This window comes from Paraburkholderia podalyriae (genome assembly GCF_014397785.1).
In the GTDB taxonomy this organism is placed as follows: domain Bacteria; phylum Pseudomonadota; class Gammaproteobacteria; order Burkholderiales; family Burkholderiaceae; genus Paraburkholderia; species Paraburkholderia podalyriae.
In genome coordinates this window covers 42,149-62,738 of the sequence record NZ_VZQQ01000016.1, presented here as the reverse complement: position 1 = coordinate 62,738, position 20,590 = coordinate 42,149, and the positions used below count along the sequence as shown (strand labels likewise).

At 66.5% G+C, this 20,590-nt stretch carries 20 protein-coding genes, 1 pseudogene and 1 riboswitch; of the genes and pseudogenes, 16 read left to right on the top strand and 5 right to left on the bottom strand.

The features are described from left to right. Positions 1-80: 80 nt before the first annotated feature. Entirely contained in the window at positions 81-800 is a 720-nt protein-coding gene (ribB, locus tag F6X42_RS20120; protein WP_187635897.1) for a 3,4-dihydroxy-2-butanone-4-phosphate synthase, read from the bottom strand. A 149-nt stretch (positions 801-949) separates the two neighbouring features. After that, a riboswitch (FMN riboswitch) is annotated at positions 950-1,133 on the bottom strand. Positions 1,134-1,271: 138 nt separating this feature from the next. After that, positions 1,272-1,979, bottom strand: a complete 708-nt coding sequence (locus F6X42_RS20115) for a helix-turn-helix domain-containing protein (RefSeq protein WP_187635896.1) — start codon at positions 1,977-1,979, stop codon at positions 1,272-1,274. A gap of 230 nt (positions 1,980-2,209) precedes the next feature. Between F6X42_RS20115 and F6X42_RS20110 the strand changes: the two are divergent. The 7 genes and pseudogenes from F6X42_RS20110 to lnt form a co-directional block, all read left to right on the top strand. Further along, positions 2,210-2,452: pseudogene (locus F6X42_RS20110) on the top strand (LysR substrate-binding domain-containing protein); the annotation flags it as partial. Between the two features lie 173 nt (positions 2,453-2,625). Next, positions 2,626-4,011, top strand: coding sequence for a tRNA (N6-isopentenyl adenosine(37)-C2)-methylthiotransferase MiaB (gene miaB, locus F6X42_RS20105; protein WP_187635895.1), 1,386 nt, complete (start codon positions 2,626-2,628; stop codon positions 4,009-4,011). A 43-nt stretch (positions 4,012-4,054) separates the two neighbouring features. Next, positions 4,055-5,140 carry a PhoH family protein gene (locus tag F6X42_RS20100; protein ID WP_187635894.1) on the top strand — a complete coding sequence of 362 codons (1,086 nt, stop codon included), beginning with the start codon at positions 4,055-4,057 and terminating at the stop codon, positions 5,138-5,140. Between the two features lie 83 nt (positions 5,141-5,223). Beyond that, positions 5,224-5,685 (top strand): rRNA maturation RNase YbeY, encoded by a 462-nt coding sequence (ybeY, locus tag F6X42_RS20095; protein WP_187635893.1) that lies wholly within the window; start codon positions 5,224-5,226, stop codon positions 5,683-5,685. 54 nt (positions 5,686-5,739) lie between these two features. Then, positions 5,740-6,399: a gamma-glutamylcyclotransferase gene (locus tag F6X42_RS20090; protein WP_187635892.1), complete on the top strand. Its 660-nt coding sequence runs from the start codon at positions 5,740-5,742 to the stop codon at positions 6,397-6,399. A gap of 219 nt (positions 6,400-6,618) precedes the next feature. Next, positions 6,619-7,524 (top strand): CorC family transporter, encoded by a 906-nt coding sequence (locus F6X42_RS20085; RefSeq protein ID WP_187635891.1) that lies wholly within the window; start codon positions 6,619-6,621, stop codon positions 7,522-7,524. A 107-nt stretch (positions 7,525-7,631) separates the two neighbouring features. After that, positions 7,632-9,398, top strand: coding sequence for an apolipoprotein N-acyltransferase (lnt, locus tag F6X42_RS20080; RefSeq protein ID WP_187635890.1), 1,767 nt, complete (start codon positions 7,632-7,634; stop codon positions 9,396-9,398). An 81-nt stretch (positions 9,399-9,479) separates the two neighbouring features. Here the strand turns inward: lnt and F6X42_RS20075 are convergent, their stop codons facing one another. Beyond that, positions 9,480-10,094 (bottom strand): glutathione S-transferase C-terminal domain-containing protein, encoded by a 615-nt coding sequence (locus F6X42_RS20075; protein ID WP_187635889.1) that lies wholly within the window; start codon positions 10,092-10,094, stop codon positions 9,480-9,482. A gap of 212 nt (positions 10,095-10,306) precedes the next feature. Here F6X42_RS20075 and F6X42_RS20070 point away from each other — a divergent pair, with 212 nt between their 5' ends. From F6X42_RS20070 to purH, 5 genes are all read left to right on the top strand, one after another. Beyond that, on the top strand, positions 10,307-11,725 hold the full coding sequence (locus F6X42_RS20070) for an aminopeptidase P N-terminal domain-containing protein (protein ID WP_187635888.1): 1,419 nt from the start codon (positions 10,307-10,309) through the stop codon (positions 11,723-11,725). Between the two features lie 6 nt (positions 11,726-11,731). Further along, the gene (locus F6X42_RS20065; protein WP_187635887.1) at positions 11,732-13,003 is read left to right on the top strand and encodes a UbiH/UbiF/VisC/COQ6 family ubiquinone biosynthesis hydroxylase; all 1,272 of its coding nucleotides are present in this window, start codon (positions 11,732-11,734) and stop codon (positions 13,001-13,003) included. 187 nt (positions 13,004-13,190) lie between these two features. Next, positions 13,191-14,267 (top strand): tRNA dihydrouridine synthase DusB, encoded by a 1,077-nt coding sequence (gene dusB, locus F6X42_RS20060; protein WP_187635886.1) that lies wholly within the window; start codon positions 13,191-13,193, stop codon positions 14,265-14,267. Continuing rightward, the gene (locus F6X42_RS20055) at positions 14,264-14,497 is read left to right on the top strand and encodes a Fis family transcriptional regulator (RefSeq protein ID WP_013090496.1); all 234 of its coding nucleotides are present in this window, start codon (positions 14,264-14,266) and stop codon (positions 14,495-14,497) included. Before dusB ends, F6X42_RS20055 begins: the two co-directional genes overlap by 4 nt. A gap of 55 nt (positions 14,498-14,552) precedes the next feature. Continuing rightward, complete coding sequence (purH, locus tag F6X42_RS20050; protein ID WP_187635885.1) at positions 14,553-16,118, top strand: bifunctional phosphoribosylaminoimidazolecarboxamide formyltransferase/IMP cyclohydrolase; 1,566 nt, start codon at positions 14,553-14,555, stop codon at positions 16,116-16,118. Between the two features lie 73 nt (positions 16,119-16,191). On the opposite strand, the gene F6X42_RS20045 is transcribed toward purH, so the two are convergent. Continuing rightward, complete coding sequence (locus F6X42_RS20045) at positions 16,192-16,431, bottom strand: hypothetical protein (protein WP_187635884.1); 240 nt, start codon at positions 16,429-16,431, stop codon at positions 16,192-16,194. Between the two features lie 129 nt (positions 16,432-16,560). Here F6X42_RS20045 and ruvC point away from each other — a divergent pair, with 129 nt between their 5' ends. The 4 genes from ruvC (at position 16,561) to F6X42_RS20025 (ending at position 19,851) form a co-directional block, all read left to right on the top strand. After that, the gene (gene ruvC, locus F6X42_RS20040) at positions 16,561-17,103 is read left to right on the top strand and encodes a crossover junction endodeoxyribonuclease RuvC (RefSeq protein WP_187635883.1); all 543 of its coding nucleotides are present in this window, start codon (positions 16,561-16,563) and stop codon (positions 17,101-17,103) included. Between the two features lie 76 nt (positions 17,104-17,179). Continuing rightward, positions 17,180-17,761: a Holliday junction branch migration protein RuvA gene (gene ruvA / locus F6X42_RS20035; protein WP_187635882.1), complete on the top strand. Its 582-nt coding sequence runs from the start codon at positions 17,180-17,182 to the stop codon at positions 17,759-17,761. A gap of 30 nt (positions 17,762-17,791) precedes the next feature. Continuing rightward, positions 17,792-18,853, top strand: a complete 1,062-nt coding sequence (gene ruvB / locus F6X42_RS20030; protein WP_187635881.1) for a Holliday junction branch migration DNA helicase RuvB — start codon at positions 17,792-17,794, stop codon at positions 18,851-18,853. 23 nt (positions 18,854-18,876) lie between these two features. Beyond that, positions 18,877-19,851 (top strand): oxygenase MpaB family protein, encoded by a 975-nt coding sequence (locus F6X42_RS20025; protein ID WP_187635880.1) that lies wholly within the window; start codon positions 18,877-18,879, stop codon positions 19,849-19,851. 35 nt (positions 19,852-19,886) lie between these two features. Here the strand turns inward: F6X42_RS20025 and F6X42_RS20020 are convergent, their stop codons facing one another. Further along, entirely contained in the window at positions 19,887-20,561 is a 675-nt protein-coding gene (locus F6X42_RS20020; protein ID WP_187635879.1) for a histidine phosphatase family protein, read from the bottom strand. Between the last annotated feature and the right edge of the window lie 29 nt (positions 20,562-20,590).

The following is a 20,590-nucleotide window of genomic DNA, read 5'->3' as shown; positions in this document are numbered from 1 at the left end:
AGGCCAAAAAAGCCGGTTCTTCTTCCGCAGAACCGGCTTTTTGCGTAATGGCGTCGCGTGCCGCGCCAGGGGGACGGCCGTCAAGCCTCGACCATCGCGCCCTCGCGCGCCCGCGCGAGCGCCTCGCGAAACTCGACCAGCTCGGCGATGGTCAGCATCGGCAGATCGTGTTGCGCGGCGAAGCGCTCCACGTCCGCGCCGCGCGTCATCGTGCCGTCGGCGTTCATCAGCTCGCACAGCACGCCGGCCGGCCTCAGGCCCGCGAGGATCGCGAGATCGACGGTGCCTTCAGTGTGGCCGCGTCGCGCGAGAACCCCGCCCGGCATCGCGCGCAACGGGAACACGTGACCGGGGCGCACGATGTCGGCGGGTTTGGCCGTATCGGCGATCGCCGCGCGGATCGTCGTCACGCGATCCTGCGCGGACACGCCGGTGCTAACGCCTTCGCGCGCTTCGATCGACACCGTGAACGCAGTGCCGTGACGGCTTTCGTTGTTGATGGCCATCGGCGGCAGTTCGAGCGCGCGGATCTTGTCGTCGGGCAGACACAGACACACGATGCCGCTGCATTCGCGGATCAGCAGCGCCATCGTTTCGATCGACAGACGCTCGGCCGCAACGATCAGATCGGCTTCGTTCTCGCGGTCGTGGTCGTCCTGCAGCACCACGGCGCGACCGTCGCGCAGCGCCTGCAAGGCAGCGGCGATACGCGGCGGAACGGCTTCGGTGGCGAGCAGCGGGAGATCGGCGAAGGCATCGTCTGCAATCGTCGACGGAGCGGGAAAAGTTGCAAAGGACATGGTGTTGAAACGCTCATCGCAAAGGTTGGGCGAGAAACGTTTCAGGGCATTGCAAATAGACAAGGACGCGCCGCCGGGCACCGCGCGAAAGCGGGCGCTCATCCGCCGCCTCAGTGACAGGCGGCGCCGCGGAACGCAGATGACCATCTGCACATCTTCTTCCATCCGGACTATGACCGTCGGCTCTGGCTTCTGACCAGATCTGCTGACCCCGCCGCTGCCTCCGATATGCCGAAGACCGCTCGATGCGGGCGCTCGCGGGCTTGCCGGCTCACGCTGTCGCGCTGCCGGCCTACCGCCGGTGGGGAATTTCACCCCGCCCTGAAGACGCACTGATTGCCGGTTCGACCGGCCGGCGAAGCATACAACAGCCGCGCGGGAGCTGCAGCGCGGCAAACAAAGACCCTACTCGCGGCGTTGGACCTGCATCGACGCGCTGAGCGGCGCCGGAACCTCGCGCGCCGTCGATCCTCAACCCGGCACGCCTTCGCGCGCGGCTTCATCGCGTGCGGCGCCGGCGGCCGGCACATCCCAGCGCGGCGGCGTCTCCGCTCGCACCGTCACGCGAAACGCGCGCGCCTCGGTGTCGCCGGGATTGCGCAGGCTGTGCGGCTGGTCGGCGTCGAACACGATCGCGTCGCCGGTCGCGAGCAACTGGCGCTGGTCGTGCACGCTGACTTCGAGCGTGCCGTCGCTGACCACCAGATTCACCGTCGTGCCAGGCGCGCGGCGAATGCCCGCCTCCGTATGCAGCGGCGCGATGCGCAGCTCGTGAAACTCGGCGGCGATCGACTCGTCGTCGGGATACAGCGGCCGCACCGAGTAGCGTCCGTTCGCGCTGACGACGCGTGCCGAGCGCTCGGCCGGCAGATGCTCGAAACCGTTGGTCGCGTGACGCCGCAGAAAAGCCGCCACCGACACCTTCAGCGCCGCCGCCACCTTGCACAGCACCTTGATCGACGGCACGCTGCGCGCCGACTCGATCTGCGCGAGCATCGCGCGCGACACGCCGGACGCACGCGCCAGCGCATCGAGCGAAAGCTGCCGTTCGGCGCGCAGCCGCGCCAGATTCACGCCGACCAGCTGTTCGAGCGCATCGAAGGGTTCGGCGGAGCGCGGCGCCGCATCGGTATCGGCATCGGCGGAGGGATCGCGGACCAGCGCGAGCGGGGAATGCATATTGGCCTCCAGAGCGCCGCCGGGCGGCGCAAGAGCAGTGAGTGGAAGCAAGATAGCATCGGCTTTGGCCGCGCCCAACGAAGTTATCTTCACACTGTTATCAGCATGGCGGAGGCAAGCAACTGACAACTCGCGCGCGCTGCGCGAGGGCCGACGCCTGCACCCACGGCAAGAGCGCCCGGCGATGTCGACAGAAGATTGCCGGGCGGTATCAGGCTCGGCGGTGACGATTGCACTGGCTCGACGAATTCAACGCGCGATACCCACAAGTGACGTTCGCGTTGACGCTGACGGATGCGCTGGCGAACTTCGTGCAGGAGGATATCGATCTGGCGATCCGCTTCGGTGTACCGCAGGACAGCTCGCTGGTCGCGCGCCGGCTCGCGCCGAACCGGCGGGTGCGGTGCGCATCGCCGGAATACATCGCGCGTCGCGGCGAGCCGAAGGAGAGCTGGAAAGCTTGCTGGGACTGCCGCCGGACCGACCGATGAGCACCAAAACCCCCGCAGCATGAAGGGCTATAATATGCAGTTCCGCTGCGAAGACATGCGCAAACCGGGCTCCACGCGCCGCGCTGCCCCGCACCGCGGCCTCCTTCACCTTTTTGCGACGCCCCCAGATTAATCACTGCGACCGGCGAAATTCGATGACCAAGAAAGTTTATGTAAAGACCTTTGGCTGCCAGATGAACGAGTACGACTCCGACAAGATGGTCGACGTGCTCGGTGCCGCTGAAGGACTCGTCAAGACCGACACGCCGGAAGACGCCGACGTGATCCTGTTCAACACCTGTTCGGTGCGCGAAAAAGCACAGGAAAAAGTCTTCTCCGACCTCGGCCGCGTGCGCGAGCTGAAGGACGCGAATCCGGATCTGATCATTGGCGTCGGCGGCTGCGTGGCGAGCCAGGAAGGCGCATCGATCGTCGCGCGCGCGCCGTACGTGGATATCGTGTTCGGTCCGCAAACGCTGCACCGCCTGCCCCAAATGATCGACGAGCGCCGCGCGAGCGGCCGCGCGCAAGTGGATATTTCGTTCCCCGAAATCGAGAAGTTCGATCACCTGCCGCCCGCGCGCGTCGAAGGTCCGAGCGCATTCGTGTCGATCATGGAAGGCTGCAGCAAGTACTGCAGCTATTGCGTCGTACCGTACACGCGCGGCGAGGAAGTGTCGCGTCCGCTCGACGACGTGCTGACCGAAATCGCCGGTCTCGCCGACCAGGGCGTGCGCGAAGTCACGCTGCTCGGCCAGAACGTGAACGCCTATCGTGGAAAATTCGGCGGCGCGCCGACACTCGGCTCGACCGAGATCGCCGACTTCGCGACGCTGATCGAGTACGTCGCCGACATCCCCGGCATCGAACGGATCCGCTATACGACGTCGCACCCGAAGGAATTCACGCAGCGCCTGATCGACACCTACGCGAAGGTGCCCAAGCTCGTCAGCCACCTTCACCTGCCGGTGCAACACGGCTCCGATCGCATCCTGATGGCGATGAAGCGCGGCTACACCGTGCTCGAATACAAGTCCGTGATCCGCAAGCTGCGCGCGATCCGCCCGGACCTGTCACTGTCGACGGATATGATCGTCGGCTTCCCCGGCGAGACCGAGGAAGACTTCGCGAAGATGATGGCGCTCGTGGATGAGATGAAGTACGACACAAGCTTCTCGTTCGTCTACAGCCCGCGTCCCGGCACGCCGGCCGCGAACCTGCACGACGACACGCCGCGCGAGGTGAAGCTGAAGCGCCTGCAGCATCTGCAGGCCACGATCGAAGAGAACGTGCGGCGCATCAGCGACGCGATGGTCGGCAAGGTCGAGCGCATTCTGGTCGAGCGCCCGGCGCGCAAGGACCCGAACGAGCTCGCCGGCCGCACCGAAAACAACCGCGTCGTCAATTTCCCGGTGCCGGTCGCGTCGCATGCACGGCTGATCGGCCAGATGGTCGACGTGAAGATCGTGCGCGCGTATCCGCACTCGCTGCGTGGCGAACTCGTGATGATTCACGACGACAGCGCCGCCACGACGCACTGAACGACATTCCGAGTACCGCAACCGACAGGATCGACTCACCGCCTTGAAGACCGCTCAGCAGCATCTGGAATTCACCGCACCGCGCGAAGACAACGCGCGGCTCGCCAACCTCTGCGGACCGCTCGATGAAAATCTGCGGCAGATCGAGCAGGCGCTCGACGTGATCCTGCAGCGTCGCGGCCATCGCATCACGATCCGCGGGCGCGGCGCGAAACTCGCGCTCACCGCGCTCGAAAACTTCTACAACAGCGCGCGCGAGCCTTTGTCGGTCGACGACATCCAGCTCGCGCTCGTCGAAGTGCGCCATCCGGCGCGCCATCGGCCGAACGGCAACGGCAACGCCAGTGGCGACGACGCCGTCGAGCCGCGCTTGAACGGCAACCCCGATCATCCGTTCGACCAGCCCGCCGATACCAACGCGAGCGAAGACGACTTCGAGGAATACGGCCCGAAGCTGTACACGCGGCGCGCGGATCTGCGCGGCCGCACGCCGGCGCAGCGCGAGTACCTGAAGCAGATCGTGTCGTACGACGTCACGTTCGGCGTCGGCCCGGCCGGCACCGGCAAGACCTACCTCGCGGTGGCCTGCGCGGTCGACGCGCTCGAGCGCGACCAGGTCAAGCGCATCGTGCTGACGCGCCCGGCCGTCGAAGCGGGCGAGCGGCTCGGCTTTTTGCCGGGCGATCTCGCGCAGAAGGTCGATCCGTATCTGCGCCCGCTCTACGACGCGCTGTACGACCTGCTCGGTTTCGACAAGACCGCGAAGATGTTCGAGCGGCAGATGATCGAAATCGCGCCGCTCGCGTACATGCGCGGCCGCACGCTGAATCACGCGTTCATCATCCTCGACGAGGCGCAGAACACCACGCCCGAACAGATGAAGATGTTCCTGACCCGGATCGGCTTCGGCTCGAAGGCGGTTGTCACCGGCGACACGACCCAGGTCGATCTGCCGCGCGGCCAGAAGAGCGGGCTGATCGAAGCGCAGCAGGTGCTCGCGAACGTGCGCGGCATCGCGCTCACGCGTTTCACGAGCGCGGACGTGGTGCGCCATCCGCTGGTCGCGCGAATTGTGGAGGCGTACGATGCGCATTCGCAGAAGACGGCGACTCCGGGCGATCCGCGCTAGAGCGATGCGCTTCGCCACGCGAGGCGCAATCCGGTACGCCGCAAAAGAGCGCTTAAGCCACGACCGCCACGCACAGACACCGCATGAGCCGCACCCCGAAACTGACGTTGACCCTGCAATTCCCCGCCGCCAAAACCTGGCCGGAACACAAGACGCTGCTACCACGCGCGACGGTGGCCGGCTGGATCAAGGGGGCACTCTTCGCGGACGGCGAACTGACCGTGCGTTTCGTCGACGCGGAAGAAGGCCGCACGTTGAACCGCACCTATCGCGGCAAGGACTACGCGACCAACGTGCTGACCTTCGCCTATGCCGAATCGGAAGATGAACCGGTCACCGGCGATCTGATCCTGTGCTGCCCGGTGGTCGAGAAGGAAGCCGCCGAGCAGGGCAAGCCGCTGGCCGCGCATTACGCGCATCTGCTCGTGCACGGCACGCTGCACGCGCAGGGCTACGACCACGACGTCGAACAAGAAGCCGAGGAAATGGAAGCGCTCGAAACCGAAATCCTCGGCAAGCTCGGCTTTCCGGACCCTTATCGATAGGCGTCCTGCGTCGCGGCCTCACCCCTCCTCCACGCCAGCCCGATCGAACCCACCGTGAGCACTCCGTCCCCCGAAGCCGATACCCCCGTGCGCTGTCCGGACTACCCGCCGGTGCTCGGCGAATCGCGGCTTCTGACGGACGACGAACTGCGCGCGTCGCTTGAATCCACACTGCGCGGCTGGGACCGCAATAGCGATCTGTGGCTGTTCGGCTATGGCTCGCTGATCTGGAATCCGGGACTGTCCACCGTCGAGTCGATGCGCTCGAAGGTGCACGGCTATCACCGTGGCCTCTATCTGTGGTCGCGCGTGAATCGCGGCACGCCCGAGCAGCCCGGCCTCGTGCTTGCGCTCGATCGCGGCGGCTCGTGCACCGGCATGGCGTTCCGGCTCGCAGCCGCCGGCTCGATGCCGCATCTGGAAGCACTGTGGCGCCGTGAAATGCCGATGGGTTCGTACCGTCCCGCGTGGCTGCCGTGCGTGCTCGCCGATGGCCGGCGCGTCGACGCGCTCGCATTCGTGATGCGCCGCGACGTGCCGAGCTACACCGGCAAGCTGCGCGACGACATCATCCAGACCGTGCTGGGCTGCGCGAGCGGCCGCTACGGCACGACGTTCGATTACGTGAGCCGCACCGTGCATGCGCTGCGCGAAAGCGGCATGCCGGACCGCGCGCTCGAAGCGCTGCTCGCGCGCTGCAAGCCGGCGGCGTGACCGCGGCGGCTCCGCAAAAACCCCACCCGCGACTTTTTTGCCCGCGAGCGCTTTTGCCCGCGTAATCGGTTAGGATGGTTCCACGCTTCGCCGTCGAGGCGCAGCCGATTCACCCTGGCTTCGCTCATCGCCCGGCCCGGCGGGACACGGTTCCGCCATGTGCCTGGTGTATCCTTAATGCTCTGCAACAGCGCGCCCAGTCTCGCCGGGCGCACTACCATGAACGACACGTATCCCAGTCGACGCCATACCGGACGCCAACCCGACAAACCGCAGGAAAAGCGCTCGCTGCTCGAGCGCCTGACCGACTTCATCTCGCCCGAGCCCGACTCGCGCGCCGAACTTCTGGAAATTCTTCAGGACGCGCACGAACGCAACCTGATCGACGCCGACTCGTTGTCGATGATCGAAGGCGTGTTCCAGGTGTCGGAACTGAGCGCACGCGACATCATGGTGCCGCGCGCGCAAATGGACGCGATCAACATCGCGGACAATCCCGCTGAATTCATCCCCTACGTGCTGGAGAAGGCGCATTCGCGCTATCCGGTCTTCGAGGGCAATCGCGACAACATCATCGGCGTGCTGCTCGCGAAAGATTTGCTGCGCTATTACGCCGAAGAAGAGTTCGACGTGCGCGGCATGCTGCGCCCGGCTGTGTTCATCCCCGAGTCGAAGCGGCTGAACGTGCTGCTGCACGACTTCCGCGTGAACCGCAACCACCTCGCGGTGGTCGTCGACGAATACGGCGGCGTCGCGGGGCTGATCACGATCGAGGACGTGCTGGAGCAGATCGTCGGCGACATCGAGGACGAATACGATTTCGACGAGGAAAGCGGCAACATCATCGCGTCGCCGGACGGACGCTTCCGCGTGCGCGCGCTGACAGAGATCGAGCAGTTCAACGACACCTTCGGCACGCATTACTCGGACGACGAAGTCGACACGATCGGCGGGCTGGTCACGCATCACTTCGGCAGGGTGCCGCATCGCGGCGAGAAGGTCCGCCTCGACGACCTGATCTTCGAGATCCTGCGCGGCGACGCCCGCCAGGTTCACATGCTGCTGGTGCGCCGCGACCCGCTCGCGGGTCAGCGCGAGCGGGAAACGCAGCACGAGCAGACCTGAGCCGGTGGCTCGGGCCAAGGCACGGCCTGTGCGCCCGCGCACGTTCTTGCGTGCGCATCCTGCTTACTGATTTGACCTTTCAACTTCCGACCGCCGACCGCGCAACAATGGCCGACCCGATCACTTCCCATTCGCAACGCGGCGTGAGCACCCCCGCTGCCGCCCCCACCGACAACGGCACGCGCAGCCGCGCGCTGCCGCGCTGGCACTACCTCGTCGCACTGGCCGCGGGCGCGGCCAATACGCTGTCGTTCGCGCCGACGCCGCACGGCGGCTGGCTGCAACTCGCGATCTTCGTGTTCTTCTTCGCGTGGCTCACGCGCAGTACCGGCTGGAAAAGCGCCGCGCTGACAGGCGGCGCGTTCGGCTTCGGCAACTTCGTGAGCGGCGTCTGGTGGCTGTATGTGAGCATGCACTACTACGGCGGCATGCCGGCGCCGCTCGCCGGCACGGCGCTGGTGCTGTTCTCGCTCTACCTCGCCGTTTATCCGGCGCTCGCCGCGGGGGTATGGTCGTTCTGCGCGGGCCATGCGCAGAACAGCGCGGCCGACGAGCGCGCGCCGCTCTCACCCTTCGCGCCGACCTGGCACGGCGCGCTGGCCTTTGCCAGCGCGTGGGCGATCGGCGAATGGCTGCGCGGCACGATATTCACCGGCTTTCCGTGGCTCGCCACCGGTTATGCGCAGGTCGACGGCCCGTTCGCGGGGTTTGCGCCAGTGGTCGGCGTGTACGGCGTCGGCTGGATGGTCGCGCTGACGGCCGCGTTGATCGTGCAGGCGTTGCTGGCGCTGCTGCCGTCGTGGCGCTCCCGGCGTGCAAACGAATCGCGCGATCCGAGCACCAGCGCCGATCATGACGCCGGCGGCCGCGCCGCGCGAGGCCGCGCCCCGCGCGTCGCCCCGCTCGCCGTACCTGCCGGCGTCGCGCTCGCGCTGATCGTGATCGGCCTGCTGCTGCCGCTGGTGCAATGGACCACGCCCGCCAACGCGGCGCTGTCGGTGCGTCTGCTGCAAGGCAACGTGAAGCAGGAGATGAAGTTCGAGGAAGCCGGCATGCGCGCGGCGATCGACGAGTATCAGCAGATGATTACGTCGAAGCCGGCCGATCTGATCGTCACACCGGAAACCGCAATCCCCGTGCTCGCGCAGCAACTGCCGCCGAACTTCGCGGCGGCTATCCGCCGGTTCACCGATTCGACCGGCAGCGCGCTGCTGTTCGGCGCGATCGGCGGCACGATCACGCCGGACGGACGGGTGGTCGATTACACCAACAGCCTGTTCGGCGTCACGCCCGGCTCGCACGAGATCTATCGCTACGACAAGCACCATCTGGTGCCGTTCGGCGAATTCGTGCCGTGGGGCTTCCGCTGGTTCGTGAACCTGATGAATATTCCGCTCGGCGACTTCTTCCGCGGGCCGCCGGTGCAAAAGCCGTTCATGGTGCATAACCAGCCGGTCGCGGTGAACATCTGCTACGAGGACATCTTCGGCGAGGAGATCGCGCGCACGCTGCGCGAGAACGCGACGCCCGCCGGCGTGCTGATCAATGCGACCAATCTCGCATGGTTCGGCGACACGATCGCGCTCGACCAGCATCTGCAGATTGCGCGCATGCGCTCGCTCGAAACCGGCCGGCCGATGCTGCGCGCGACCAACACCGGCATGACCGCCGCGATCGACGCGAACGGCCGCGTGATCGGGCGCCTGACGCCGTACACGGTCGGCTCGCTCGACGTAACGGTGCAAGGCACCTCGGGCAACACGCCCTACGTGACGAGCGGCAACAACACGGTGCTCGCGGTGTCGGCGCTGCTGCTCGCGTTCGGTTTCGCGTTCGGACCGGGAATCGCGCGGCGACGCAACGGCAAGCGGTAACGCCAACGCCAAACGAACGACACCCGCAAAAAAATGCGCCTGACATGCAGGCGCATTTTTTTTATGCTCATCCGAGCTTCATCAATCCTTCGGCACTGTATCGATGAACGACTGCCGCAGCGACAGCTTCTGGAAGTGCTTGTCCAGGTTCGGATGCGCTTCGCGCCAGTTCAGCTGCGGCATACGGAAGTCCAGATAACCGAGCGCGCAGCCCACCGCAATGTCGGCCAGCGTGTAGTGATTGCTCGCGCACCACGGCTTGCTGCCGAGCCCCTGCGACATCGCGATCAGCGCTTCGTCGATCTTGCGCTGCTGTCGCGCGACCCATGCGTCCACGCGCTGCTCGGGCGCGCGCTGCGTGCCTTCAAGACGGATCAGCACGGCCGCGTCGAGCACGCCGTCGGCGAGCGCTTCCCAGCAGCGGACCTCGACGCGCTCGCGCCCCGACGGCGGAATCAGCTTGCCGACCGGCGACAGCGTATCGACGTATTCGCAGATCACCCGCGAATCGAACACGGCCTCGCCGTCTTCCATCACGAGGCACGGCACCTTGCCGAGCGGATTGAAGGTGTGAATCCGGGTATCCGGCGCCCAGACGTTCTCGGGCACCAGTTCGTAGTCGATCTTCTTGTCGGCGAGCACGATACGCGCTTTGCGCACGTACGGGCTGCCGAACGAACCGATGAGTTTCATCATGACCTTCTGCCTTTTTCTGAATCCGGCGAAAGTATAAGTGGTCCAAGGCGTTCACGAACGTGCCGTCAACGTCTTCCCGAACTGCCCGCCGACCCGCTGTGGACGGATTGCAACATGATGGCGGCCGCCACGCCGTCGGGATCCGCACAAAGCGAGTCGAATGTAGCGCGCGGAGAATAGGGCCTGCAGAATCGCGGCGCTACAATCGCACGATGAACCAGCCGACCGAACCCACCATCGCCATCGACGTCTACCGCACGCGCCGCGAGCGCGTTCTCGCCGCGCTGCGCGCCGCGGGTGGCGGCGTCGCCCTCGTCCCGACCGCGCCGGAAGCGCTGCGCAACCGCGACGCCGACTACCCGTACCGCCACGACAGCTACTTCTATTATCTGACCGGCTTCACCGAGCCCGAAGCGCTGCTCGTGCTCGACGCCAGCGCCGCGCCCGGCGCGCCCGCGTCGATCCTGTTCTGCCGCGACAAGAACGTCGAGCGCGAGACATGGGAAGGCTTCCGCTTCGGCCCCAACGGCGCGCGCGAAGCGTTCGGGCTCGACGCCGCGTTCCCGATCGGCGAGCTCGACACGCAGTTGCCGCGCATCATCGCGGACCAGCCGGCGCTGCACTACGCGCTCGGTACGTCGGCACATTTCGATGAACAGGTGCGCGGCTGGCTCAACGCGGTGCGTGCGCAAAGCCGGAGCGGCACCGTCGCGCCCACGGCCGCGCGCGACCTGCTGCCGTTGCTCGACGAGATGCGGCTCGTCAAGGACGACCACGAACTCGCGATCATGCGCCGCGCGGGGCAGATTTCAGCGGCCGCGCATCGTCGCGCGATGGCGGCGTGCCGGCCCGGCATCCGCGAATACGAGCTCGAGGCCGAACTGGTCTACACGTTCCGCAAGTTCGGCGCGCAGGCGCCGGCCTATACGTCGATCGTCGCAGCGGGCGCCAACGCGTGCGTGTTGCACTACCCGGCCGGCAACGCGATCGCGCGCGACGGCGACCTGATCCTGATCGACGCGGCCTGCGAACTCGACGGCTACGCGTCCGACATCACGCGCACCTTTCCGGCGAGCGGCCGTTTCACGCCAGCGCAGCGCGAGCTCTACGACATCGTGCTGGCCGCGCAGCAGGCCGCCGTCGATGCGACGCGCGCCGGCGCGAGCTTCGACGATCCGCACCAGGCCGCGCTGCGCGTGCTGTCGCAGGGGCTCCTCGACACCGGCATCGTGCCGCGCGCGAAGTTCGCATCAGTCGACGACGTGATCGCCGAGCGCGGCTACGCGCCGTACTACATGCACCGCACCGGCCACTGGCTCGGCATGGACGTGCACGACTGCGGCGACTACCGCGAGCGCGGCGCGCCGCGCGACGAGGCGGGCGCGCTGCCTTGGCGCACGCTGCGCGCGTCGATGACGCTGACGATCGAGCCGGGCCTGTACGTCCGCCCGGCCGAGGGTGTGCCCGAGCGCTACTGGAACATCGGCATTCGCATCGAGGACGACGCGATCGTCACGCCGACCGGCTGCGAGCTGATCACGCGCGACGTGCCGGTAGCCGCCGACGAGATCGAGGCGCTAATGCAGGAAGCGCGCACGGCCCATCAAGCGTCTCACCAGGCGAGGACCTGAGTCACGATGAACGAAGCCTCTCCATCGGCGGTGATCCTGAGGCCCGCCTCCCACCAGCACGGGTTCGATTTCGACGTGACGATCGTCGGCGCCGGGCCGGTCGGCCTTGCGCTCGCCGGCTGGCTCGCGCGCCGCAGCGTGACGCGCGAGCTGAAGATCGCGCTCGTCGACGCGCGCGAGCCGGAAGACTCGATCGCCGATCCGCGCGCGATCGCGGTCTCGCACGGCAGCCGGATGATCCTCGAGCCGCTGCGCTGGCCCGCCGACGCCACCGCGATCGAGCGCATCCACGTGTCACAGCGCGGTCATTTCGGCCGTACGCTGATCGATCATCGCGAGCACGGGCTGCCCGCGCTCGGCTACGTGCTGCGCTACGGCTCGATCGTGCACGGCCTCGCCGACGCCGTGCATGCGACGCCGGTCCACTGGTTCCGCTCGACGTCGGCCGGCGCGCCGGTTCAGGAACTCGACGGCGTCACGCTGCCGATCGCCACCGCGGGCGTCGCGCGCAGGTTGCGCACGCGGATTCTGGTGAACGCCGAGGGCGGGCTGTTCGGCGATCAGAAGCACGCGAAAAACGTCAGCCGCGCCACGGACGAAGACGCCGGCGCACGCAACATCGCCAAACACAACGCCGGCTCGCGCGACTACGGCCAGACCGCGCTGGTCGGCACGGTCACCGTGTCCGCGCCGCAGCCGCACGTCGCATGGGAGCGCTTCACGTCGCAAGGTCCGATCGCGCTGCTGCCGATGGGCGGCGTGCGCGGCGCCGACTACGCGCTCGTCTGGTGCTGCGCGCCCGACGAAGCCGCGCGTCGCGCCCAGCTCTCCGACCAGGCGTTCCTGCGCGAGCTCGACGCCGCGTTCGGCGATCGCATGGGCCGCTTTACGCACATCAAGGGACGCGCATCGTTCCCGCTCGGTCTGAACACGGTCGACACGCTCGTGAATGGCCACATCGTCGCGATCGGCAATGCGGCGCAGACGTTGCATCCGGTCGCCGGCCAGGGCCTCAATCTGGGCTTGCGCGACGCGCACGCGCTCGTCGATGCGCTGTCGGCCGAAGGCCCGACCCCGCTCGCGCTCGCGACCTTCGCGCAACGCCGGGCGCTCGACCGGCGCCTGACGATCGGCTCGACCGATACGCTCGCGCGCCTGTTCACCATCGACTTCGCGCCGCTCGCGGTACTGCGCGGCCTCGCGCTGACCGCACTCGAATTCGTCCCGCCGGTGAAAGCCGCGCTCGCCCGGCAGATGATGTTCGGCCAGCGCCGCTAGGCGAGCAAAGCGCGGCGCGGCTCTATGAGCTGCGCGACTTTCATAGAAGATTTAACGGGTTACGAGCTTCAGTTGGCGAGTCCCGATAAGCCGTTAACGCTAAAATATCCGTTTTCCCTCGCATTTCGCGCTGCGCCGGCTGTCACGATTGTCAAATCCTGACCTGTCGCCGGCGCGCGCTCACGCCATGCCTACTCTCGGCTCCCATCATCTGCGTAACAACCTGTTCGTCGCCCCAATGGCCGGCGTGACCGACCGGCCGTTCCGCCAGCTGTGCAAACGGCTCGGCGCGGGCTACGCGGTCTCGGAAATGGTCGCGTCGAACGCGCAGTTGTGGAAGAGCGAAAAGACCATGCGCCGCGCCAATCACGAAGGCGAGGTCGAGCCGATCGCGGTGCAGATCGCCGGCGCGGACCCGGACATGATGGCCGAGGCCGCCCGCTACAACGTCGCGAACGGCGCACAGATCATCGACATCAACATGGGCTGCCCGGCCAAGAAGGTCTGCAACGTCGCGGCCGGCTCGGCGCTGCTGCAGAACGAACCGCTGGTGCAGCGTATCGTCGAGGCGGTCGTCAACGCGGTCGGCGTCGGGCCCGACGCGGTGCCCGTCACGCTGAAAATCCGCACCGGCTGGAATCGCGAGAACAAGAACGCGCTGAACGTCGCGCGTCTCGCGCAAGCGGCGGGCATTTCGATGCTGACCGTGCACGGCCGCACGCGCGCCGACCTGTACCACGGCGACGCCGAGTACGAAACCATCGCAGCGGTAAAGGCGGCGGTGCGCATTCCGGTGGTCGCGAACGGCGACATCACATCACCGCAAAAGGCGCGCGAGGTGCTCGCCGCGACCGGCGCGGACGCGATCATGATCGGGCGTGCCGCGCAGGGCCGTCCGTGGCTGTTCCGCGAGATCGAGCATTTCCTGCAAACGGGCGAGCTACTGCCGCCGCCGCGCATCGACGAAATCCAGCAGGTCATGAACGAACATCTCGAAGATCACTACGCCTTTTACGGGGAATTTACCGGTGTTCGCACTGCGCGCAAGCACATCGGCTGGTACACTCGCGGCCTTTCCGGCGCCAACCTGTTCCGGCATCGCATGAATACGCTGGACACCACGCGCGAACAGCTCCTCGCCGTCAACGAGTTCTTTGACGCGCAAAAGGCGATCTCAGACCGCCTCGTCTACGTCGACGAAGCGCCCGGCAACCCCGGGCTCGACAGCGAGAGCGAGGACAACACCGACCGACTAGCAGCATGAGCAAGAACAATATCGAACAATCTGTCCGCGACAGCCTGGACGTGTATTTCCAGGATCTCGACGGCTCCAATCCGCACGACGTCTACGACATGGTTATTTCGTGCGTGGAAAAACCCTTGCTCGAAGTGGTGCTCGAGCAGGCCAACGGTAACCAGTCGCTGGCCGCCGAGTATCTCGGCATCAACCGCAATACGCTGCGCAAGAAGCTGCAACAACACGGTTTGCTGTAGCGCGATGTAGTTTCTGCGCCCTGCCACGTTTCCCCTTCGGCTTTTCGTCTTCATCATGATCAAGCAAGCGCTCATCTCCGTTTCCGACAAGTCCGGCATCGTCGACTTCGCCAAATCGCTGTCGGACCTCGGCATCAAGATTCTGTCGACCGGCGGCACCGCGAAACTGCTCGCGGACGCGGGCCTGTCCGTCACCGAAGTCGCCGACTACACAGGCTTCCCGGAAATGCTCGACGGGCGCGTGAAAACATTGCATCCGAAGGTGCACGGCGGCATCCTCGCGCGCCGCGATCTGCCCGAGCACATGGCCGCGCTCGAGAAGCAGGACATTCCGACCATCGATCTGCTGGTGGTGAACCTGTACCCGTTCGTGCAGACCGTGTCGAAGGAAGAGTGCTCGCTCGAGGACGCAATCGAGAACATCGACATCGGCGGCCCGACGATGCTGCGCTCGGCCGCGAAGAATCACCGCGACGTGACGGTGGTGGTCGATCCGGCCGACTACGCGATCGTGCTCGACGAAATTCGCGCGAATGGCAACACGGTGTCGTACAAGACGAACTTCCGCCTCGCGACCAAGGTGTACGCGCACACCGCGCAGTACGACGGCGCCATCACGAACTACCTGACGAGCCTGACCGGCGAGTTGAAGCACTCGTCGCGCAACCAATACCCGGCCACCTTCAACATGGCGTTCGAAAAGGTCCAGGACCTGCGCTACGGCGAAAACCCGCACCAGAGCGCGGCGTTCTACCGCGACCTGGCGGTGCCGGCCGGCGCGCTCGCCAACTTCAACCAGTTGCAGGGCAAGGAACTGTCGTACAACAACATCGCCGACTCCGACGCGGCGTGGGAATGCGTGAAGACCTTCGACGTGCCGGCCTGCGTGATCGTCAAGCATGCGAATCCGTGCGGCGTCGCGATCGGCGCGAACGCGCACGAAGCGTATTCGAAGGCGTTCCAGACCGATCCGACCTCGGCCTTCGGCGGCATCATCGCGTTCAACCGGGAAGTCGACGAAACGGCCGCGCAAGCGGTCGCGAAGCAGTTCGTCGAAGTGCTGATCGCACCATCGTTCAGCGCCGAAGCGCGTCAGGTGTTCGCGGTGAAGCAGAACGTGCGTCTGCTCGAAATCGCGCTGGGCGAAGGCCATAACACGTTCGATCTGAAACGCGTCGGCGGCGGCCTGCTGGTGCAGTCGCTCGACTCGAAGAACGTTCAGCCGCGCGAACTGCGCGTCGTCACGAAGCGTCATCCGACGCCGAAGGAAATGGACGACCTGCTGTTCGCATGGCGCGTCGCGAAGTACGTGAAGTCGAACGCGATCGTGTTCTGCGGGAACGGCATGACGCTCGGCGTCGGCGCGGGCCAGATGAGCCGCGTGGACTCGGCGCGGATCGCGAGCATCAAGGCGCAGAACGCGGGTCTGACGCTGAACGGTTCGGCGGTCGCATCGGACGCGTTCTTCCCGTTCCGCGACGGTCTCGACGTGGTCGTCGCGGCAGGCGCGACCTGCGTGATCCAGCCGGGCGGCTCGGTGCGTGACGACGAAGTGGTCGGCGCCGCCGACGAGCACAACATCGCGATGCTGCTGACGGGCGTGCGTCACTTCCGTCATTGATTGGCCGAGCTTCGGTAGCGGCAAGAAAGGCCCGGCGGGTTATCCCGCCGGGCCTTCTGTTTTGGGACGACGCTCAATCGTCCGGCTCTTTGCGCGCGTAACCGTCCCGCACTTGTGCATGCTGGCTAATGTACGTGCCCAAACCCTGTCCGCGCCGCGCGAGTCGCTTTAGCACCGCGACATGTCCGGCGCCGACACTCGCCTCTGTGTACCAATACACGACGCCCGGCCGAAAGCGCACCTTGATGAAATCGTCGCCAATTTCGTAGGCGTCGACGCCCGAGTCGCCGCTGAGGTTGCGGTAGCGCTCCATTCTCGATCGCCTCCTTGCGCAAAGCCCTGGCCGCTTTTATTCCGCCAGGCATGCGGCGAGCGGTCCGCCGCGCGCCGCGTTCGTTGTAGTATCGCAGGCACCTGGTTTTTATCGCTTGTGCGGCACCTCATGAGAATTCTCGGCATCGACCCCGGCCTGCGCGTAACCGGCTTCGGCGTGATCGAACAACACGGCCACACACTGCGCTATGTCGCGAGCGGCGTGATCCGCACCGCCGACGCCGATCTGCCGTCGCGGCTCGGCACCATCTTCGCGGGCATCTCGACGCTGATCCGCGAGCACGCGCCGGATCAGGCGGCGATCGAAAAAGTCTTCGTCAACGTCAATCCGCAGTCGACGCTGCTGCTCGGCCAGGCGCGCGGCGCCGCGATCTGCGGGCTCGTCGCGGGCGGCGTGCCGGTCGCCGAATACACCGCCCTGCAGCTGAAACAGTCGGTGGTCGGCTATGGCCGCGCGACCAAGGAGCAGATGCAGCAGATGGTCGTGCGCCTGCTGAGCCTGTCAGGCGTGCCCGGCACCGACGCTGCCGACGCGCTCGGCATGGCCATCTGCCACGCGCACGGCGGCTCGATACTGAGCACGCTCGGCGGCATCGCGCCGGCGCTCGCAAAGAAGGGGTTGCGGGTGCGGCGCGGGCGTCTGGTCGGCTAGCGCAACTATGCCCCGCGCCGCCGATCCGCTGCGCTACACTCGCGCTTTCCCATCCGACTCTGAAAACTAATCCACCATGATCGGTCGCATCGCCGGCGTTCTGCTGGAAAAAAACCCGCCGCATCTGCTCGTCGACTGCAACGGCATCGGCTATGAAGTGGACGTGCCGATGAGCACGTTCTACAACCTGCCGTCGACCGGCGAGCGCATCGTGCTGCTCACGCAGATGATCGTGCGCGAGGACGCGCATCTGCTGTATGGCTTCGGCACCGCGCAGGAGCGTGCGACGTTCCGCGAGTTGCTGAAGATTTCCGGCATCGGCGCGCGCATGGCGCTCGCGGTGCTGTCGGGCATGAGCGTCGCCGAGCTCGCGCAGACCGTTACGATGCAGGACGCCGCGCGCCTGACTCGCGTGCCGGGCATCGGCAAGAAGACCGCCGAGCGACTGCTGCTCGAACTGAAGGGCAAGCTCGGCGCCGACCTCGGCGCGATGGCGGGCGCCGCGTCGCCATCCGGCCACGCGTCCGACATCCTCAACGCGCTGCTCGCGCTCGGCTACTCGGAAAAAGAAGCGCTCGCGGCGATCAAGAACGTGCCGGCCGGGACGGGCGTGTCGGAGGGCATCAAGCTCGCGTTGAAGGCGCTGTCGAAGGGCTAAGCTACAAGCCACGCGCGGTACAATGGCCGCATGATCGAAACCGACAAACTCGCCGCCGAGCGCATCATCGCGGCCACGCCCGTGTCGCCGAACGAAGAAGCGTTCGAGCGCGCGCTGCGTCCGCGCCAGCTCGAAGAATATGTCGGGCAGGAGAAAGTGCGCGGCCAGCTCGAAATCTTCATCGAGGCCGCGAAGCGCCGTTCCGAATCGCTCGACCACGTGTTGCTGTTCGGACCGCCGGGCCTCGGCAAGACCACGCTCGCGCACATCATCGCGCGCGAGATGGGCGTCAGTATGCGGCAAACGTCGGGGCCGGTGCTCGAACGCGCCGGCGACCTCGCCGCGCTGCTCACCAATCTCGAAGCCAACGACGTTCTTTTCATCGACGAAATCCACCGGCTCTCGCCGGTCGTCGAGGAAATCCTGTATCCGGCGCTCGAGGATTATCAGATCGACATCATGATCGGCGAGGGGCCGGCCGCGCGCAGCGTGAAGCTCGATCTGCAGCCGTTCACACTGGTCGGCGCGACCACGCGCGCGGGTATGCTGACCAATCCGCTGCGCGACCGCTTCGGCATCGTCGCGCGGCTCGAGTTCTATAACGCGGAGGAGCTCGCGCGCATCGTCACGCGTTCGGCCGCGCTGCTCGGCGCGCAGATCCATCCGGACGGCGCGGTCGAAATCGCCCGTCGCGCGCGCGGCACGCCGCGTATCGCGAACCGCCTGCTGCGGCGCGTACGCGACTTCGCCGAAGTGAAGGCCGACGGCAACATCACCGCGCAGGTGGCCGACGCCGCGCTCAGGATGCTCGACGTCGACGCGGTCGGCTTCGACCTGATGGACCGCAAGCTGCTCGAAGCGATCCTGTACAAGTTCGACGGCGGCCCGGTCGGTGTCGACAACCTCGCCGCGGCGATCGGCGAGGAGCGCGACACGATCGAAGACGTGCTCGAACCGTATCTGATCCAGCAGGGCTTCCTGCAGCGCACGCCGCGCGGCCGCGTCGCCACGCTGCTCACGTACCGGCATTTCGGGCTGGCCGCGCCGGATTCGTCGAGCGCGCTGCCGGGTCTGTGGGATTCCACGAACTGAGTCACGCAACGAGGCCGACCAGGATGTCCGACCAGACCGAGCAACCAGGCCCATCCGATCGTTCACCCGTCAATCCCGCCGGCGACCCATCCGGCAATTTCACGCAGCGCCTCACCCACCGCCTGCGCTCGAAGCTCGCCGCCGGCGTCACGCATCTGACGACCGGCAGCGGCCCGGTGCTCGACTACTCGTCACCGCCGGGCGACCCGGGCCTGTTCGGGCCCGACTCCGTGTGCTGGAAAGTCCACGCCGACTTCACGTCGATGATGACGGGCGGCATCAGCGCGCTGCTGCTGCAGGCGCTGCATCCGCTCGCGCTCGCGGGCGTCTGGGATCACTCGAGCTTTCGCACCGACATCCTGGGCCGGCTGCGTCGCACGGCGACGTTCATCGCCGGCACGACATACGGCAGCAAGAACGATGCGCTCGCGCTGATCGAGCGCGTGAAGCGCATCCATCTCGACGTGACCGGCGTCGCGCCGGACGGCCAGGCGTATCGCGCGAGCGAGCCCGCGCTGCTGACGTGGGTGCACGTCGCCGAAGTGTCGAGCTTCATGACCGCGCATCTGCGCTATGTGAACCCGGTGCTGTCCGTCGCCGCGCAGGATCAATACTTTGCGGAAACCGCGCGCATCGCGGAAATGCTCGGCGCCGTCGAGATTCCGCGCTCGCGCGCCGAAATCGAGGCGTACCTGCTCGCGATGCGGCCCGCGCTCGTCGCCAGCGAGCGCACGCGCGAAGTCGTCACGATCCTGATGAACGCGCCGGCACCGAGCTTCGCGATGCGGCCCGCCGGCATGCTGATGCTCAACGCCGGGATCGATCTGTTGCCCGACTGGGCGCAGACGATGCTCGGCCTGAGTCGCCACGCGGCGCTGCGTCGAACGTTCATGCGGCCTGGCGTGCGGGTCGTCGCGCCGATGATTCGCTGGGCGCTGGTCAATGGGGTATCGAAGCGGGCGCGGCGGCGCGCGGCGGCGGCGCGACAGCAGGACTGAACACGGCGCGCGGGTAGGGCCATCGCCTGCTCTGGTTAGCGGTTCGACTCCGGTCCCTTACTGAAACCATCGTCGTCGGCGCTGCCCGCGTCGAGATGCGATACGTCCGCCCACGACACGATCGTCGCGCGACCGTTCACGTAATCGACGATGTTCAGGCTGGTGTTCAGTAACGGGTAATCGCGCGGTGCGTTGAGCGGCATACTGGTTGCAAAGCGGCGCACGCAGTCGAGCACGCCGCCATGCGTGACACACGCGATGCGCCCGCCCGGATGCGCGGCGACGAGCGGCTCGATCGCATGCACGATGCGGTGGTAGAACACGCGTTGCGACTCGCCCTCGGGCGGCGCGAAGCCGGGATCGCGGGTTTGCCACTGTGCGTATTCGTCGGGAAAACGCAGCGCGATCTCGTCGCTGTCATGGCCCTGGAACGCGCCGTACGAGCGTTCGCGCAAATTCTCGCGCGATTGCAGCGGCAGGCCGAGCGCCTCGCCGATCGGCTGCGCGGTCTGCTGCGCGCGCTGCAGGTCGCTCGAATAGATCGCGTCGAGCCGCGCGCCCTGCTTCGCCTCATCGGCGAGGCGCTGCGCGAGACGTTTCGCTTGCGCGACGCCCGTCGTCGCGAGCGGTATGTCGATGTGGCCTTGAATGCGCTTGATGCGGTTCCAGTCGGTTTCGCCGTGCCGGATGAACAGGATCTGCGTCGTCATGAGAGAGGGTTGCCGTTCGCGGGTGTGTC